The 14,752-nt window shown below is 45.1% G+C and carries 21 protein-coding genes and 1 pseudogene; 17 read left to right on the forward strand and 5 right to left on the reverse strand.

Annotated elements, in window-relative coordinates:
* Window positions 1–13: 13 nt before the first annotated feature.
* Genes GNG27_RS08800 through GNG27_RS08830 form a run of 8 tightly spaced genes read left to right on the forward strand, consistent with a single transcriptional unit; the run spans window position 14 to window position 6,909 of the window.
* A complete protein-coding gene (locus GNG27_RS08800; RefSeq protein WP_156263426.1) occupies window positions 14–568 on the forward strand; it encodes a hypothetical protein in 555 nt (184 codons plus the stop codon).
* The gene (locus GNG27_RS08805) at window positions 568–1,203 is read left to right on the forward strand and encodes a DUF2163 domain-containing protein (protein WP_156263427.1); all 636 of its coding nucleotides are present in this window, start codon (window positions 568–570) and stop codon (window positions 1,201–1,203) included. Before GNG27_RS08800 ends, GNG27_RS08805 begins: the two co-directional genes overlap by 1 nt.
* On the forward strand, window positions 1,200–1,619 hold the full coding sequence (locus GNG27_RS08810) for a hypothetical protein (protein WP_156263428.1): 420 nt from the start codon (window positions 1,200–1,202) through the stop codon (window positions 1,617–1,619). The genes GNG27_RS08805 and GNG27_RS08810 overlap by 4 nt, the downstream gene beginning before the upstream one ends.
* Window positions 1,619–5,521 (forward strand): fibronectin type III domain-containing protein, encoded by a 3,903-nt coding sequence (locus GNG27_RS08815; RefSeq protein ID WP_156263429.1) that lies wholly within the window; start codon window positions 1,619–1,621, stop codon window positions 5,519–5,521. Before GNG27_RS08810 ends, GNG27_RS08815 begins: the two co-directional genes overlap by 1 nt.
* Window positions 5,522–5,531: 10 nt before the next feature.
* Window positions 5,532–6,116, forward strand: a complete 585-nt coding sequence (locus GNG27_RS23465) for a hypothetical protein (RefSeq protein WP_197090573.1) — start codon at window positions 5,532–5,534, stop codon at window positions 6,114–6,116.
* Window positions 6,116–6,439 carry a hypothetical protein gene (locus GNG27_RS08825; RefSeq protein ID WP_156263430.1) on the forward strand — a complete coding sequence of 108 codons (324 nt, stop codon included), beginning with the start codon at window positions 6,116–6,118 and terminating at the stop codon, window positions 6,437–6,439. Before GNG27_RS23465 ends, GNG27_RS08825 begins: the two co-directional genes overlap by 1 nt.
* Window positions 6,440–6,481: 42 nt before the next feature.
* Entirely contained in the window at window positions 6,482–6,613 is a 132-nt protein-coding gene (locus GNG27_RS23805; RefSeq protein WP_255474656.1) for a hypothetical protein, read from the forward strand.
* Window positions 6,610–6,909, forward strand: a complete 300-nt coding sequence (locus tag GNG27_RS08830; protein ID WP_156263431.1) for a hypothetical protein — start codon at window positions 6,610–6,612, stop codon at window positions 6,907–6,909. Before GNG27_RS23805 ends, GNG27_RS08830 begins: the two co-directional genes overlap by 4 nt.
* An 18-nt stretch (window positions 6,910–6,927) precedes the next feature.
* On the opposite strand, the gene GNG27_RS08835 is transcribed toward GNG27_RS08830, so the two are convergent.
* The gene (locus GNG27_RS08835; protein WP_156263432.1) at window positions 6,928–7,389 is read right to left on the reverse strand and encodes a glycoside hydrolase family protein; all 462 of its coding nucleotides are present in this window, start codon (window positions 7,387–7,389) and stop codon (window positions 6,928–6,930) included.
* A 55-nt stretch (window positions 7,390–7,444) separates the two neighbouring features.
* Between GNG27_RS08835 and GNG27_RS08840 the strand changes: the two genes are divergently transcribed.
* The 5 genes and pseudogenes from GNG27_RS08840 to GNG27_RS08860 all read left to right on the forward strand — a co-directional run bounded on the left by GNG27_RS08840 (window position 7,445) and on the right by GNG27_RS08860 (window position 9,785).
* Window positions 7,445–7,891 carry a hypothetical protein gene (locus GNG27_RS08840; RefSeq protein WP_156263433.1) on the forward strand — a complete coding sequence of 149 codons (447 nt, stop codon included), beginning with the start codon at window positions 7,445–7,447 and terminating at the stop codon, window positions 7,889–7,891.
* Window positions 7,888–8,166 (forward strand): hypothetical protein, encoded by a 279-nt coding sequence (locus GNG27_RS08845; RefSeq protein WP_156263434.1) that lies wholly within the window; start codon window positions 7,888–7,890, stop codon window positions 8,164–8,166. Before GNG27_RS08840 ends, GNG27_RS08845 begins: the two co-directional genes overlap by 4 nt.
* Before the next feature lie 123 nt (window positions 8,167–8,289).
* Window positions 8,290–8,631: pseudogene (locus tag GNG27_RS08850) on the forward strand (phosphatase); the annotation flags it as partial.
* 20 nt (window positions 8,632–8,651) lie between these two features.
* Window positions 8,652–9,203 carry a molecular chaperone gene (locus tag GNG27_RS08855; protein WP_156263436.1) on the forward strand — a complete coding sequence of 184 codons (552 nt, stop codon included), beginning with the start codon at window positions 8,652–8,654 and terminating at the stop codon, window positions 9,201–9,203.
* A gap of 99 nt (window positions 9,204–9,302) precedes the next feature.
* Window positions 9,303–9,785, forward strand: coding sequence for a DUF1097 domain-containing protein (locus tag GNG27_RS08860; protein WP_142489032.1), 483 nt, complete (start codon window positions 9,303–9,305; stop codon window positions 9,783–9,785).
* A 42-nt stretch (window positions 9,786–9,827) separates the two neighbouring features.
* Here the strand turns inward: GNG27_RS08860 and csgG are convergent, their stop codons facing one another.
* The 4 genes from csgG to csgD are packed head-to-tail and all read right to left on the reverse strand — an operon-like array spanning window position 9,828 to window position 12,162.
* A complete protein-coding gene (gene csgG / locus GNG27_RS08865; RefSeq protein ID WP_032617498.1) occupies window positions 9,828–10,661 on the reverse strand; it encodes a curli production assembly/transport protein CsgG in 834 nt (277 codons plus the stop codon).
* Window positions 10,662–10,687: 26 nt separating this feature from the next.
* Window positions 10,688–11,104 carry a curli production assembly/transport protein CsgF gene (gene csgF / locus GNG27_RS08870; protein ID WP_142489033.1) on the reverse strand — a complete coding sequence of 139 codons (417 nt, stop codon included), beginning with the start codon at window positions 11,102–11,104 and terminating at the stop codon, window positions 10,688–10,690.
* 13 nt (window positions 11,105–11,117) lie between these two features.
* Window positions 11,118–11,507, reverse strand: coding sequence for a curli production assembly/transport protein CsgE (gene csgE, locus GNG27_RS08875; protein ID WP_142489034.1), 390 nt, complete (start codon window positions 11,505–11,507; stop codon window positions 11,118–11,120).
* A 4-nt stretch (window positions 11,508–11,511) separates the two neighbouring features.
* On the reverse strand, window positions 11,512–12,162 hold the full coding sequence (gene csgD, locus GNG27_RS08880; RefSeq protein ID WP_142489035.1) for a biofilm master transcriptional regulator CsgD: 651 nt from the start codon (window positions 12,160–12,162) through the stop codon (window positions 11,512–11,514).
* 746 nt (window positions 12,163–12,908) lie between these two features.
* Here csgD and csgB point away from each other — a divergent pair.
* From csgB to GNG27_RS08900, 4 genes are all read left to right on the forward strand, one after another.
* Window positions 12,909–13,358 (forward strand): curli minor subunit CsgB, encoded by a 450-nt coding sequence (gene csgB / locus GNG27_RS08885; RefSeq protein ID WP_142489036.1) that lies wholly within the window; start codon window positions 12,909–12,911, stop codon window positions 13,356–13,358.
* 41 nt (window positions 13,359–13,399) lie between these two features.
* Window positions 13,400–13,855 carry a curli major subunit CsgA gene (gene csgA / locus GNG27_RS08890; RefSeq protein ID WP_142489037.1) on the forward strand — a complete coding sequence of 152 codons (456 nt, stop codon included), beginning with the start codon at window positions 13,400–13,402 and terminating at the stop codon, window positions 13,853–13,855.
* 61 nt (window positions 13,856–13,916) lie between these two features.
* Window positions 13,917–14,243 (forward strand): curli assembly chaperone CsgC, encoded by a 327-nt coding sequence (csgC, locus tag GNG27_RS08895; RefSeq protein WP_142489038.1) that lies wholly within the window; start codon window positions 13,917–13,919, stop codon window positions 14,241–14,243.
* A gap of 68 nt (window positions 14,244–14,311) precedes the next feature.
* Window positions 14,312–14,698, forward strand: a complete 387-nt coding sequence (locus GNG27_RS08900; RefSeq protein ID WP_231600438.1) for a type 1 fimbrial protein — start codon at window positions 14,312–14,314, stop codon at window positions 14,696–14,698.
* Window positions 14,699–14,752: the final 54 nt, after the last annotated feature.

Raw genomic sequence — 14,752 nt, forward strand, 5'->3', positions numbered from 1 at the left:
CAGGAGATTTCAAATGGCTTTATTTTCGAACGACATTAAAATTAGTGACTTCCAAATGCAGAGTATTGAACCAGCATACTCTAATAAAAGTTGGACAGGCTCACAGATACGCCGCAGTACGGGTATTCAGTACTATCAATTAACATTCAATATCCAGTTCAATCAGGCAGACCGACAGGAAGTACTGAATTTTATTGCTCAATATTCGCAGGGCAAACCTTTCAGTACAGATTTAGGTTATTACAGTCAATATACAGGCAAGCATTTTGCAACAGTATACAGTACTGCAAACATTAATAAAGGCGGGTCTGTTATTCCTTGCACAGCAAATATGCTTGAAGTTGGGACGTTAGTAACCTTCCAGAACAGTACTAAAATTCATCGCATTATCGCCAATACAGGCACCTCAATAACCGTGTTTCCGGCGTTACGTCAGAACGTACAGGCAGGTGAAGTAATCCGCTATCAGGGTATCACTGGAACATTCATTATCGATATTGACTGTGATTTAAATCTGCCATCTAAAAACATTATGAACCTCAGTATCAAAGCAACGGAGGCTTTATAATGAATCAGGCAGTATTTACAAACTCAGCACTATTGAAGTACTGGAACACTACCAGAGGCGGTAATAAAACACAGTTATCAGTATCAGACGTCATGCAGTTAGGCGTTACAGTTAAATGTGTTGATATCTATCCAGTTCAGGGTTCGGGTGTTCAGGCACTTCATCTAAATGATGGTTATATCGACCTGAATATCAATGGCAATCTTTATACCAGTTTTCCAGACTTCATTAATGACAGTTTTGGCTCATTCAGTGAACAGAAAGATATCAGTAATGATTCAATGTCATTCAAGGTCAGCAATGTATCGCAGTCATTCCAGGTACTCGCATTATCAGGTGGTCTTAAAAACGCACAGGTAAATATGTGGCTGACTATTTTGAATCCCGCAGACGCTACAGTACTCGACCATTCTCTCATGTTCAGTGGCTATATTGATTATTTCGAATCGATTTCTAATAACGATGATCTTAAGAATGAATTAACAGTATACGTCAATAGCATATGGAAGAAGCTGGACGTACAGCAGCGTACCTTAGCGGCGAACTCAGTACACCAAAGTACACATAAAAATGACGCGTACTTTTCATTACTAGGAAAAATTAACTCTCAGCAAACATGGAAGTATAAGAAATGAGAAACAACATAATTAAAATTCATAACATTGCTCAGGAATGTATAAGTACTGAATTCCTGTTAGGCCAAAATGATTGCAATATTCTGGTACTTAAAATTATCGATCAACTATGCGGTACTGCATATACCGATCTGGCTATGGGCAAATATAAGACAATCAAAGCAGGTCAGAAACTGTTCACTAAACACGAACTGGGTTCACTGGCAGATATCTGTAAGAAGCATGGCGTACAGGTCGATCAGCCAGTGTTCGGGGACATCATGGTTAACGGTATTCACGGTTCTGTAGTACTCGATGGTAAGTACATTGCACTGAATGCCGACAGTACTGGATTCAACCTGGCAGTACTGCCCTGGCTACATGACTGGACGTTTTACCGGATCACTCCTGATGCAGGTACGGCAGGGGGTGAATAATGGGCGGTAAAATTTCGGGAATGAGTATTGTCGGTGCCCTTATCACGGCTGTAGCAGTAGCCGCAGCGGTCTATACGGGCGGTGCAAGTCTTTCAGCGGCGGCAGCGTGGGGTGCAGGAGCTGGTGCAGCGTCATTAGTGGCAACCTCGATGTTGTCACAGATGCCGGGTATTACACCTCATACAGACAGTGCAACGACTCTAAGCCGTTCTACAAGCCCACAAACGGGTATACCTATCTTGTACGGTGAAAAGGTCAAATGCGGCAGTATCGTTAACTGGTACAACGTCCAGAACAGCAGCAGTCAGTACCTGTTTACGAGTCATGCCCTGGCAATGGGTGAGATCAACAAGGTCAGTCAAATCTGGCTTGATGACGAACCAGTACTGACTACTCCTGTCACTGTTGAAGGGGTAGTACCGAATACCAGTATCGATGCGAAATATCGTGATATTCTGCAATTAGAGGTATATTTCGGGAAGCCTAATTACACGGCGGGTAAAGTACTGGCAGGTACTTATGGTGGTTCTCAGTGGAATAACAGTACTTTCAAGGGTAACGGGATCGTACAGATTTATACCGTTATCAAGAAAACTCAAAAGTCATTAGAAGACAACTTACTGGTCAACGATAGTTACGTATTAACGGCTGAATGTTCAGGTAAGAAAATTTATGATTTAGTGTCTGGCACTACTATTGTCAGTAATAACCCTGTGAACCAACTGTACGATTATGTGACTAATACAGAGTATGGCCTCGGTGTCAGTCCTGGTAATATTGATTTACCATCATTCCAGACAGCAGCACAGTACTGTACCCGTTATCAGATGTTCAGTAATGGTGCTATTGATTATCAGTCCACTTATAAAGCAAACATTGAAAAGATGTTGATGACATTTGGCGGTATCACCAGTATTCATTGCGGCAAACTGTATTTGACTGTAGATATTCCGGCACTGTCAGTACAGACATTTGACGAATCAACAATTTTCGGTGAGTTTGTCAGTACTACAAGTGGCATCAGTGACTATTTCAATACCATTGATGCAACATGGAAGAACACCACTAACAATTATAGTGATGACATTTTACGTATTCCATCAGATATTCCTGCCAGTGATGTACTTACCAGTGACGGCCTTGTTATTGCTAAGAGTCTGGATTATTCATGGGTATATGACAAAGACCAGGTTGAACACCTGATTAACATCGAATTGCTAAAAGGAAAATATTCACATAATACGATTTCTTTCACTACTGACTCAGGCTGGGATCTCAAAGTTTGGGATGTAATTACGGTTACTCTCCCGGAACATGGCTACGATAATAAGTTGTTCAGGGTTGCGGGTAAAAGTATCAGTACGAATACCGACAGTATCGGCATGGTTAACTTGCAATGTGTTGAGTATCACCAGGGCATTTATGAAGGCGTGGACGTTCCGATGTACTCCTGGGAAGGTACATTACCGAAGCCAGTAGCAGTACTGCCACCGTCAAACCTATCTGTTGTTAAGAAGGGTGCAACGAGTCAGGGGCAGACTGTAGTACTGACATGGGCGGCGAGTGTCGATCAGTACCTGCGTGGTTACTACGTGTACTACCGTCAGACGGGTACACAAACCTGGACGTATGGCGGAAGCACGAACCAATACGTACTGAGTTACGAGCTATATGGATTATCCACAGGCGTTCAATATGATTTTGCAGTAGCAGCATTCAACAATCTCGGCATTGTGTCAGACAAGGTGACACAGAACGGTGTTGTACCTGATTTCGCGTTTACCCTGCCTGCTATTACTGGCCTGAATCTGATTAACCGTGGCAGTACTGCCAATACTACAGATGCTCTGGACTTCATAATCGGTTGGGATGATCAGTCATATCTGAACGTGAACGGGAAGCCGTTCAGCAGCTATTTCAACAAATACGAAATCATCATCTACGATACCGGGATGGTTAAGAAGCGGTCGTACTTCATCCAGGCTAACCAGTTCACGTACACCTATGCAATGAACAAGCTGGATACTCTCAGCCGTACCCGTACTTTCGGTGTCGTGGCGTGGGGTCATAACAGCAGTATCTACAGTGCAGAAGCACGTATCACGGTGACTAACCCACAATGTCCGGGATTAACAGGTTTTACGGCAAATGCTGGTTATCAGAGCATATTTGTTACTTACGATAATCCAGAGGCAGGTGTGAGTGATTTCGCAGGTGTACAGGTACAGGTTGCCACGAACAGCACGTTCACACAGAACCTGAAATCGTTCGGTACTAACAGTCCATTCATGCACTCATTCCCTGTTGCAGATGGGAAGTACTATGTACGTGCAGGAGCCTATGACGAGTTCGGCCAGGATTCGATTATCTATACAGCAGGGATCTATGTTGATTTGCAGAGTAAGGTGAACTGGTCTGCACAGGATGAACAGTCACTGAACGATTTTCTACATCTGGACGACAAGATCAGTACTGCTATTGACGACGCAGTAACGCAGGCTAACGTGAACACCACTACTCAAGTGGGTGCATCAGAAACTAAAACGACAAAGTTGATTACTGATGGCGATAAACTTAACGCAACGGCAATTACCAATTTACAGGCAACTACAGCAGCGAACTTATCAGCACAGGTAACTACGCTGAATAAGGCCATCACAGACGGTGACACTGCAAACAGTACCAGTATTACCCAGCTAACCAGTAAAACAGCTACAGATATCAGTGCAGCAGTCACAACACTGAATCAGACTATTACGACTAAAGACACCGCTCAGACACAGGCACTGAATGCACAGGTAAGCAGTATCAACAGTAATATTACGTCCCAGGTTGCGACACTTAACAGTACTATCACTTCTAAAGATACGGCTCAATCAACCGCATTAACTCAGGCAAAATCTGAACTGAACGGTTCTATCAGCAGTGTCAGTACTGCCATGACTACCAATATCGACGCACTAAAAAATACTGTTAATAGCCATTACGAATTGAAGGTAAACGCTAATGGTACTATTGCAGGTATGGGTATCTATGCAGATGCAAATACTAAAGCATCAGCAGTATATTTTGTAGCAGATGATTTCAAGATTATCACTGCTAAAACATCTGGTGCAGTATCTAACCCGGTCATTCCGTTTGCAGTTCAGAACAATACCGTTTACATCAATAGTGCAATGATTGCTAATGCCAGTATTGGACAGGCACATATTGCTGATGCAAGTATCAGTACTGGCAAAATTCAGGACGGTAGTATTAATAACGCGAAAATTGGTAATCAGATTAGTTCGAACAACTGGAATGACGCCTGGCCTGCTAATGGTGGTCAGGGATGGTGTATCCGTAAGGACGGCACAAGTTATTTCAATAATGGTTATTTCAGGGGTAGTGTTTTTGCGGAGAATGGTTATTTCAAAGGCGACGTTTACGCAGAGAGCGGTCATTTCAAAGGTACTGTATATGCGTCTGGCGGTTCATTCACGAATGGCTATTTCAGTAACTGTACTATCGACAATCTGAAAGCAAATAGCATTCAGGGCGATATCATGCGTATGTGGTTGATTAACAGCGGTGGTTTAACTATTCCGGCTGAGAGTCAATTCTCCCGCCTGTTATCGATACCAGTAATTTCCGCTACCGTGTCTGGTTCTGAGGATAGATCTGTAATCCCACCTCGGGATATTACGAATGTTCGTGCAGTACAGGTATTTGCTAATGGTACTCAAATCGGCGGCGTTACTGCATCTGCATCTGGTTTAGGTAATTCTGCAATCAATACTGGTATGGCTGCAATGATCATCCCGGCAGGTGTGTCGGTTACGATTACGCTCAGGTCTGTTTATAACGGTACAGTGAGTACGTACAGTGGTATGGATTTAACTGTAATCGTGGGTAGAGCATAAGGAGAATAAAATGATAACAGGCGATTTTAGGCGGGGGGCAACTCCCGCCGACGCAGTACGAGTACTGAATAGTCAGGGCAAAGTGTTTATCACAGATTTTCAGTCAGAATTAACAAAACGATGCCGTGCATTATCGAAACAGATTCAGGATGACATCAACAACAGTGTTGAGGGTGGTTCTGTTGCATTCACCAAACGGGCGATATTCTTCAATTTCATTCAGCACGGTAATGGAACCCGGACTAACCAAATCATTGTACGTGGTTCACAGGCTGCATACCTACGTTCAGTACTGACAGATGATCCGGCAACGTTTAACAAAATTATCCCAACGGCTAACGCTCGTATGACTGCACAAGGCAACATTGCAGGACTGCATACCCAGATGGGTAAGAAGTACAAAGTAGTGGAACAGAACGGCAAGAAGTATTTGATTGATACCAGTCTGAAAAAGAAGAAACGCAGTAAACGTATTATCGGTAAGTATGAGAAGAAACGACGCAAAATGATTTACGACTTCTTTTCAGAGACGGAACATCAAGCCCGACTCATTATAAATAATATGAAAGGAACATTCATATTCAGGAGAAACTAATGCAAGAGCATTTTAGTGAAGAAGTAACAGAAAACATCACATTAGACGGTTATGAAGTGCTGATGTGTAACCGTCCATTCAATCAGGCATTCATCGATTCTAAGTATTTCAAAGATTATGGGGTAGATGTAATGGGGCATGACTTCATGAATATTGCATTCATGGGTGGCGATATGCCAGTACTGAACCGGGGTGATATTGTTAATTGGCAATATTACGATGATGTGTACCAGGTGCAGGTAATTGACGTATACAAATTGTTCGTTAAAGGTTTAGGCATTCAATACTATCTTGTGCAGTTAAAACAGCCGTTTTTGGAATAAAAATAATAAATACTCTCAGTACAATTGAGAGAGGATAATAATATGGATAAAGAAAAAATAATCAAGTTTGGCATTTATGCAGCAGCAGTAGTAGGACTTGCTGCACTGCATACTGTTGGCTTGCCATTATGGACAATCGTTACGCTGAGTCTATTTCTCGGGATTTGCGTATGATGATTACAGGTACATTAATTGCAGGTGTAAGTGCGACCGTGGCAGTACTGGGTTTTGTATTCACGCGATACCGTGAATTTAAACAGGATACAGAGGCTCTGGAACGTCGCATTGGTGACTTGCAATCTGAACAGAAATTACTGAAACAACGTTTAGACAAGATTGAAAATGAGCAGGTTGTATTAGAAAGCGAATTGAAAAACGTTCAGATGAAAATCAACGAAATTGATGTGAAACTTTCACGTGTATTGACCATTTTAGAATTGCAGCATGAAAAACAACTAAGGCCAGCATAATAGCTGGCCTTAGTTGTTTTAGTTTGTTACCCAGTACAGTAATTGATCGATACGGTTCGGGGTCTGTTGGTACAGTTTGCTGTTTTTCAGTTCTACAATTGCAGTTGCATAATTGCGGTTCTTCAATGCTGCAAGATGTTTCACGAACTTAGAGTAACCAGCTTTACCCAACTGGAATACAAGAATAGAAACTAATGCATTCCAACGTTCAGGTAAATCCAGATTGAATGAATCAGCATCACGCTTTGCTTTCTGGTAATCGACCAGGAGTAATTGATCGGCTTGTTGTTCTGTAATTCCGTTCACGAACTTACTACGTTCACTTTGTTTAACCAGATGACCGTACCCGATGGTTTCAAAACCTTCTGAATCTTTATAGATATGGAACATACCATTTCTGAAGTACTTCATTTTGGTCTGGTATTGTTTAGTGCCTTCAAGTTTTTTCAGTAACTCGATTACGTCTGTTTCGATGCTCATTTTGATGTTTCCTCATAAATATGTGTATGAATGTATTTATCAAGGAGTGATAAAAATGGCGTCAAATGACGAACAAGATATGAAATGGGCAATGTGGTACAGAGATGAAGATTTCATCCCAGAAGAAACAGCGTGTTTCGTCTACATAATTCAGTTTCCTAACAGCGGTGAATTCTATATTGGTCAGAAACGAGTATGGAAGTCAGTTAAAAATGTCTCAGAGATTAAAAGTACTTCTAAACAGTCAAACTGGAACGATTACACCAGTTCCAGTAAATCAGTGAATGATATGATCGAAGCGGGTGAACCATTTAAAAAGAGCATCCTAGCGTGTTATCCAACATACGCCGAAGCATTGCATTGTGAGTCAGCACTTATTTGTATGTTGTGTTCTCAGTGGGGCAGTTTGAATAAAGCACTGATGGCGAAATTCAAATTCACAGCAGGAATGGATAAGGAGCATATGCAAAAAATCAGAGGACTATTGGAGGACTTGGCATGATTGAGTTCATCAAGGGTTTGATCAGTAAAATGACAGGTAACGCTATCCCTTCACAGGAAGCTCATAGCAAGGAGAACGTTACAAACAAGAGGCAGACTACAGTTAAGTCTATAGACACGTCCTGGAAGCATTACATCGCCTATGTGTTCGTTTTTTTGATTGTGTACAACTACGTGATCATTCCGGTGGTATTGGTGGTGTTCGGTGTGTATCTGCCACCTGTAGTACTGGACGATGTGATCAAAATGCTAGTACTGATTTTGAGCGGGGTTTAACAGGGTAGTACTGTGGTAAGTCAGGCTGTGTTAGGGGATGCTGGCAGTACTGGTTATAATAACTAAGAACGTTTCGGTGGTCATGACGGGGATTAAATGCATTTATCTACTGGCTGGCTAATGGGCAACCCGAAATACCCTATCGACATTCAGGCCGTCGCCCGTGCGGCGGCAGAGCATCGCGTAGCGCTGGAGATCAACAACTCCTCGTTTATTCACTCCCGCAAGGGCAGTGAAGCGAACTGCCGTGACGTCGCGGCGGCGGTGCGTGACGCCGGCGGATACGTGGCTCTGGGATCCGACTCCCATACCGCCTTTACGCTGGGTGATTTTAGCGAGTGCCGCAAGATCCTCGATGCGGTAGGCTTCCCTGAAGATCGCATTCTGAACGTGACGCCACGTCGTTTACTCGACTTCCTGGCGTCGCGTGGTATGGCGCCGATCGCCGAATTTGCTGAATTTTAACTGTGTAATGGACTAAATAAATGAACGAGTTTTCCATCCTCTGCCGCGTACTGGGTTCCCTCTACTATCGTCAGCCGCAGGATCCGCTGCTGGTGCCGCTGTTTACCCTGATCCGCGAAGGCAAGCTGGCCCAGAGCTGGCCGCTTGAGCAGGATGAGCTGCTGCTGCGTCTGCAAAACAGCTGCGACATGCAGCAGATTGCAGCCGATTACAATGCGCTGTTTGTCGGGGAAGAGTGTCGCGTGTCGCCTTATCGCTCCGCCTGGGAAGAGGGGGCTACCGAAGCTGAAGTACGTGCGTTTCTCTCTTCACGCGGTATGCCGCTGACCGATACGCCAGCCGATCATATCGGCACGCTGCTGCTAGCGGCATCGTGGATTGAAGATCACGCGGCAGAAGACGAAAACGAGGCGCTGGAAACGCTCTTTGGGGAGTACATTTTACCCTGGTGTGGGGCGTTTCTCGGCAAGGTAGAGGCGCATGCTGCGTCGCCGTTCTGGCGCACTATGGCACCTCTCACCCGCGACGCCGTTGCCGCTATGTGGGACGAACTGCAGGAAGAGAATGAATAGTGATCTGGATCACTTTATTAATGTAACAGCAAATCTCAATTTGCATATTATGTGTTCTTGATCTCATTTCATGGCCGCGTATCTGCTAAGATGCGCGCCATGAACATATTACTTTCTATTGCAATCACAACAGGGATCCTCTCCGGCATATGGGGATGGGTCGCCGTCTCCCTTGGCCTCCTGAGCTGGGCGGGTTTTCTGGGCTGCACGGCCTATTTCGCCTGCCCACAGGGTGGCGTGAAGGGGTTGTTTATCTCGGCGTGTACGCTGATCAGCGGTGTGGTGTGGGCAATGATTATTATCCACGGCAGCGCGCTGGCACCCCATCTGGAGATTGTCGGCTACGTCATGACCGGCGTGGTGGCGTTTTTGATGTGTATCCAGGCGAAACATCTGCTGCTGTCGTTTGTACCCGGCACCTTTATGGGCGCCTGCGCCACCTTTGCAGGGCAGGGGGACTGGCGGCTGGTGGTCCCTTCGCTGGCCTTAGGGCTGGTGTTTGGCTACGCGATGAAAAACAGCGGCCTGTGGCTGGCGGCGCGCAGAGACAGGACGCGAAACGTCACGGCGTTAAGCAAATAAAAAAGGCGAGACCCCGGTCTCGCCTTTTTAATGCGCTTTCTGTCAGGATTCTGGCGGCGATGACATCTCGCGGTATTTCACCAGAACATCGTTTTTCACTTCGTTCTTGTTTTGCAGGTCCCACAGGCCGCGATCGATACCGTCGTTAATCAGGAAGATTACCCCGGTTTCGATAGCCGACATCAGGCACAGCATCACCGGTTCGTTCGAGGTATAGCCGATTTCGCCTTCCAGCAGTCGCTGGTAGTCGATAAAGCGGAACACCCCGGCCTGAACCTCGTAAGAGAGAATCGTTTTGCTGGTGGTGACGGAGGATAAGATCTCCCCGGTACTGACGTTGACCACACGCAGGTTCACCGCGATCTGGTCAAGCTGGTACTGGGTGTCACCGCCGATACCGAAGTAGCGCGCCCCCACGCCCCCCGATTTCACATTACTTTCGTAACCGATAATCGAGCCTTCAACCATGACGTTTGCCGCCGTGAGTGAGTGCAACGGAATACGGTTGTTCATCGCCACGGTGCCGTTATCCTGCGCTGCACGAATGATTTTGCGTTCGTTGAGCAGGTTTTGCAGCCCCTGGCGTTCCAGAGGAATAAACCAGCGAGAATCTTTTAACGCCGTGACCAGCATCGCGGTGGCGCTTTGCGGGACAGCAGTGGAGAAGTTACTTGCCGGATAAGGTTTAAATTGACCCGTTTCATCCTGAATATTGTAAACCGACACGTAGATTTTACCCGTTGGCAGTGGTAACTGGGTTAAATCACGATAGCTTTGGGCGCGAGGCATTAATGTCGGTTTTGCCGCCTGTTTCGGGGGAGCAGTTAAACAACCGCTCAATAAGCATACTGCAACAAGTATGAGAAAGCGCTGCATGATTATTGTCCTTATCTCGACATTGCTTAGAAGTCGGTAGAGTTATTTTGCAAGCCAGCAACCTGAATGGTGGACGTTCTCCCCGTTTTCCGGTCCGTGACATTTAACTGCATTTGTCCGTCCGCATTGGCGATGTCGACAATAAAGTCGCTGGTCACCATACGGCCCGGTTTACCGGTGTTGATGTTGGTCAATAATCCGCCCAGAACCTGGGCCTGGATCGCCTGGGTAAAGTTATCCAGGGCGCTTGGGGTCTCAATACCGAAGTCATCGTCGGCGCTCGGATCCTTATAGGAATTTTGCGCCTGGGCCGAGTTTAAAAGAAAAGAGCCGTTATTGGGGTTACCACCGAAGTTAGGGTTCCGGAACTGGAAGGTCATATTTCCGGCCCAGCTCAACGATGGAATGAGCATTAAAGCAATAGCTGCATGGACAACACGCATGAATGCCTCCGAATTAAAATTCGTCTTTCGCTAAATCGCCGGTACTGAGCAGAGCTTTATCGATCTGCAGACGATTTATTGCTTCTTCGGTTTGAGCCAGAGCGAAGACCACGTTTTGATCGAGGTCTTTTTTCGTTGGGAATAAAAATGTCTGGAATATAACGTCCTGATTGACCGTTATGGTGATCCAACTTCCCCATCGCGCACTGGGCCGTTCATTAATCGTTAAGTTCCCAGGATAGTCACTTTCCCATTTGTCGCTGAACTCGCGATAAAAAGCGTGTCCAACTGCCGAGACAGTGTGGTCGGTTAACAATCCTGGAACCTCAACTTCAACCGCATGCAGATTCCCGGCAGCAAGCCAAAAGCCTGCTGCGGCAATCCAACTCATTGTGCGTTTCATACTGTTAACGCCTGAGGTTATCGTTCGCCCATGAAACCGCCTGCGTCCGGTTTTTAACAGCTATCTTCTTGAAAAGATTATAAAGATGGGTCTTAACCGTATTTTCGCTGATAAATAACGAACGGGCGATTTCAATATTTGAAGCTCCGATGCGTAATTTATTCAGAATCTCTTTTTCGCGATGGGTCAGCAACGCAGACTCTGAACTGTTATAGCGATAATTTCCGGAATGCGTTATGAGGTAGCTGGCAAGTTTTTGCGAAAAGTAGCATTCACCACGCAGAACGCCCTGCAGGCCATCAACCACGCGCGTCTCGTCCTCGTTGACATAAAAGACACCATTGATATGCGGCCAGCTTTCAATATCCCTGAAAGGATACTCTTCAGGCGTATTCAACAATAGAACACGGATATTGTTGTTTTTTCTGCTTAAAATATCTTGCCAGTATTGGATAAGTTTTTTATCCGCTTCCATCATATCGAAAAGAATAATACTGCCAGGCGCAATGTCATCGAAAGAGCGTTGAATGCTATGCAATTTTCCGCTCAATGTAAGACTTTGCTTTAAATGCTGTAGTAAGGCTGTCGCCTGTAAAGAAGGCTTGGTCACTAACAATAATGTCTGACCATGAAAGCTTTGGACTTCATTAAACATGATGAAACCCCTTTTTTGAAACATCTGGCAGCTGCCCCCAATAATATTATTGGGGGCACCAGAAGCACTGACAGATGTTGCACTGCTGTGTGTAGAAGAAAGACCATATCCCTTGAAGTAAGGGAAAATAAAATAACAATGCCGAACTTCTGTTTTCAATCTAGCTATTACGATTTTTAAAGCAAGTGTTAAACGTGTAACAAGATGTAAAAATCAATATTAAATTGTAAAATTTGAGTTCATGAATTGATGAGACTTCATCAAAAAGTTGTACACAAACATATTGATGCACACATTTTAAAAATCATACAAATTATATTATCTTATTGATTATTAAGAGATATATATTTAAGGCACTGTTAAGGATAAGGTATGAGCCTGGTCAAAACGCTAAGCCTATTTTTACAATGTGTAAACGTCTTAAGAAATCACGGAGTTTGTCACGCATTCATGGATATATCGTCAAACTCCCCTGCAAGGCAGGCGAAACGGCAAATCAGCATTTTCACCGCTATCCATTTCCGAAATCTGTATATGCGCTTTTTAAAAGGCCTGTCAAACCGCTGTATCACCGGGGTGTTTAATTTTTTTTAATACTTTGGGGTGACGATGAAAATAAAAATACAACTGGCGGGTGAGATATTAAAATTGTTTCGGCAGACATACTCTTCATCGTAACGCCGGGTTAACAAAATATTTCACCTTGTTAACGCAAGTTATTTTACCACCAGGTCCAGGGTGATAACATGAAGAACAAGTTGTTATTGATGTTTACATTACTGGGTGCACCTGGATTTGTTTTCGCTACCCCTGATTTGGCAGCTTCAGAATACAATTTTGCGGTTAATGAATTGAGTAAATCATCCTATAACCAGGCCGCTATTATTGGACAGCAGGGCGTTAATAATAACGCAACTGTTCTCCAGCAGGGCACGAAATTGTTATCTGTCGTTTCCCAGGAAGGCGGAAATAATCGGGCGAACATTGAACAATCAGGCAGTTATAACCTTGCCTACGTTGATCAAAAAGGGAACTCGAACAGTGCGAGTATTAATCAAGGTGCATATGGTAATACCGCAATGATTATTCAGAAAGGTTCTGGTAACAGAGCGAATATTACGCAGTACGGTACGCAAAAAACGGCAGTTGTAGTGCAGAGACAGTCACAAATGGCGATTCGCGTAATCCAACGCTAGCTATTGAGTGATGAATTAATCAATCCGATGGGGGCTTTACAATGAAACTTTTAAAAGTGGCAGTAATTGCAGCAATCGTGGTTTCTGGCAGTGCTATGGCTGGCTCCATTCCACAATGGGGCAATAATCATGGCGGCGGCAACAATGGTGGAAATAACGTTAGCCCAGAAACCCTGACTGTTTATCAGTACGGTGGTCGTAACAACGTAGACGCTTTGCAGAGCGACGCTCGTGGGTCTGAAATCACCGTAACTCAGAACGGTTTCGGTAACGATGCTGACCTGTCACAGGGCGCTGATAACAGCGAAATCGACCTGAACCAGCGTGGCCAGGGTAACGAAGCGACCATCAGCCAGTGGAGTGGTCGTGACCTCACCGCTAACGTTCGTCAGTCTGGTGGTCGTAACGAAGTGAGTCTGAATCAGACCTCTAACGGTGCTACCGCTAACATCACTCAGGTTGGCTTCGGCAACACCGTTACAGCTGGCCAGTACTAACGCTGACGTCCGTACGACGAAAAAACAGGGCTGAGGCCCTGTTTTTTTTTGGGAGAAGATCATGAATACACTTTTACTGCTTGCTGCGCTCACCAGCCAGATTACCTTTCAGACGGCCACTGAAGGCGAAATGTTGACCATTATTCCTCAGGTAACGGTGACCGAACCCTGTTTATGCCAGGTGCAGATCCTCACCTCGCGCAGCGGACCCGGTGGGCAGAGTACCTCGCGGCAGCAAAATACCGTCTCATTACCGGCTAATAAAACGGTCAATCTTTCCCGAATGACCGTTAACTCGGGACCCAACGACAAAGTGAATGTCATTGTTACGGTGTCGGATGGCAAATCACTGCACCTGTCGCAGCAGTGGCCGCCGTCAAAAGCATAATGGGTAAAATATTCATGAAATCAATGGATTGATTAATGTAGCGTAAATGTTTGTGTGTGGTTATTCTGATGTTGCTGGCATCGTCGATGCCAGTCGACAGCCCAGCCCGGGGCCTGTCTTATTATCATCAAGGACGATTTTCATTAAGGATCGCACCGATGATCTCGTCCCGTATCAAACTTTCCGCCGCGCTCGTGATGGCGGTGACGTTCACCCCGGCTTATGCCGCGACAGTCATCCATTTCACCGGACAGGTTGTCGAAGATCCCTGCGTGATCTCCCCGGCGTCGCACACCATTTCGGTGACCTGTCCGCAGAATACAAAAATGCATACCCAACAGGTGAGCTATTCAGATGCCTTATATGAGGCTGCTGTAACGGATCGCGCGGCCATCAGTATGAAATACATTAACCCTGAAAAATCGTTGGCTATTGTTCAGGTGGATTACCGCTAAGGCGGGGCGGTTTTCTGATTGCAGGGCTTACACACCCCATCCTCTGCGATACAC

Origin of the sequence: Leclercia sp. 119287, from assembly GCF_009734485.1 — a bacterium.
Taxonomy (GTDB): domain Bacteria; phylum Pseudomonadota; class Gammaproteobacteria; order Enterobacterales; family Enterobacteriaceae; genus Enterobacter; species Enterobacter adecarboxylatus_C.

Bases quoted from the DNA above. Each gene is read 5' to 3' on its own strand.
- csgG (WP_032617498.1), bottom strand. From the start codon at position 10,661: ATGCAGCGCTTTCTCATACTTGTTGCAGTATGCTTATTGAGCGGTTGT.
- GNG27_RS08810 (WP_156263428.1), top strand. From the start codon at position 1,200: ATGAGAAACAACATAATTAAAATTCATAACATTGCTCAGGAATGTATA.
- csgF (WP_142489033.1), bottom strand. From the start codon at position 11,104: ATGCGTGTTGTCCATGCAGCTATTGCTTTAATGCTCATTCCATCGTTG.
- GNG27_RS08815 (WP_156263429.1), top strand. From the start codon at position 1,619: ATGGGCGGTAAAATTTCGGGAATGAGTATTGTCGGTGCCCTTATCACG.
- GNG27_RS08855 (WP_156263436.1), top strand. From the start codon at position 8,652: ATGAACGAGTTTTCCATCCTCTGCCGCGTACTGGGTTCCCTCTACTAT.
- GNG27_RS08840 (WP_156263433.1), top strand. From the start codon at position 7,445: ATGGCGTCAAATGACGAACAAGATATGAAATGGGCAATGTGGTACAGA.
- csgD (WP_142489035.1), bottom strand. From the start codon at position 12,162: ATGTTTAATGAAGTCCAAAGCTTTCATGGTCAGACATTATTGTTAGTG.
- GNG27_RS08830 (WP_156263431.1), top strand. From the start codon at position 6,610: ATGATGATTACAGGTACATTAATTGCAGGTGTAAGTGCGACCGTGGCA.
- GNG27_RS23805 (WP_255474656.1), top strand. From the start codon at position 6,482: ATGGATAAAGAAAAAATAATCAAGTTTGGCATTTATGCAGCAGCAGTA.
- GNG27_RS08805 (WP_156263427.1), top strand. From the start codon at position 568: ATGAATCAGGCAGTATTTACAAACTCAGCACTATTGAAGTACTGGAAC.
- csgE (WP_142489034.1), bottom strand. From the start codon at position 11,507: ATGAAACGCACAATGAGTTGGATTGCCGCAGCAGGCTTTTGGCTTGCT.
- GNG27_RS08900 (WP_231600438.1), top strand. From the start codon at position 14,312: ATGTTGCTGGCATCGTCGATGCCAGTCGACAGCCCAGCCCGGGGCCTG.
- GNG27_RS08825 (WP_156263430.1), top strand. From the start codon at position 6,116: ATGCAAGAGCATTTTAGTGAAGAAGTAACAGAAAACATCACATTAGAC.
- GNG27_RS08835 (WP_156263432.1), bottom strand. From the start codon at position 7,389: ATGAGCATCGAAACAGACGTAATCGAGTTACTGAAAAAACTTGAAGGC.
- csgC (WP_142489038.1), top strand. From the start codon at position 13,917: ATGAATACACTTTTACTGCTTGCTGCGCTCACCAGCCAGATTACCTTT.
- GNG27_RS08860 (WP_142489032.1), top strand. From the start codon at position 9,303: ATGAACATATTACTTTCTATTGCAATCACAACAGGGATCCTCTCCGGC.
- GNG27_RS08845 (WP_156263434.1), top strand. From the start codon at position 7,888: ATGATTGAGTTCATCAAGGGTTTGATCAGTAAAATGACAGGTAACGCT.
- csgB (WP_142489036.1), top strand. From the start codon at position 12,909: ATGAAGAACAAGTTGTTATTGATGTTTACATTACTGGGTGCACCTGGA.
- csgA (WP_142489037.1), top strand. From the start codon at position 13,400: ATGAAACTTTTAAAAGTGGCAGTAATTGCAGCAATCGTGGTTTCTGGC.
- GNG27_RS23465 (WP_197090573.1), top strand. From the start codon at position 5,532: ATGATAACAGGCGATTTTAGGCGGGGGGCAACTCCCGCCGACGCAGTA.
- GNG27_RS08800 (WP_156263426.1), top strand. From the start codon at position 14: ATGGCTTTATTTTCGAACGACATTAAAATTAGTGACTTCCAAATGCAG.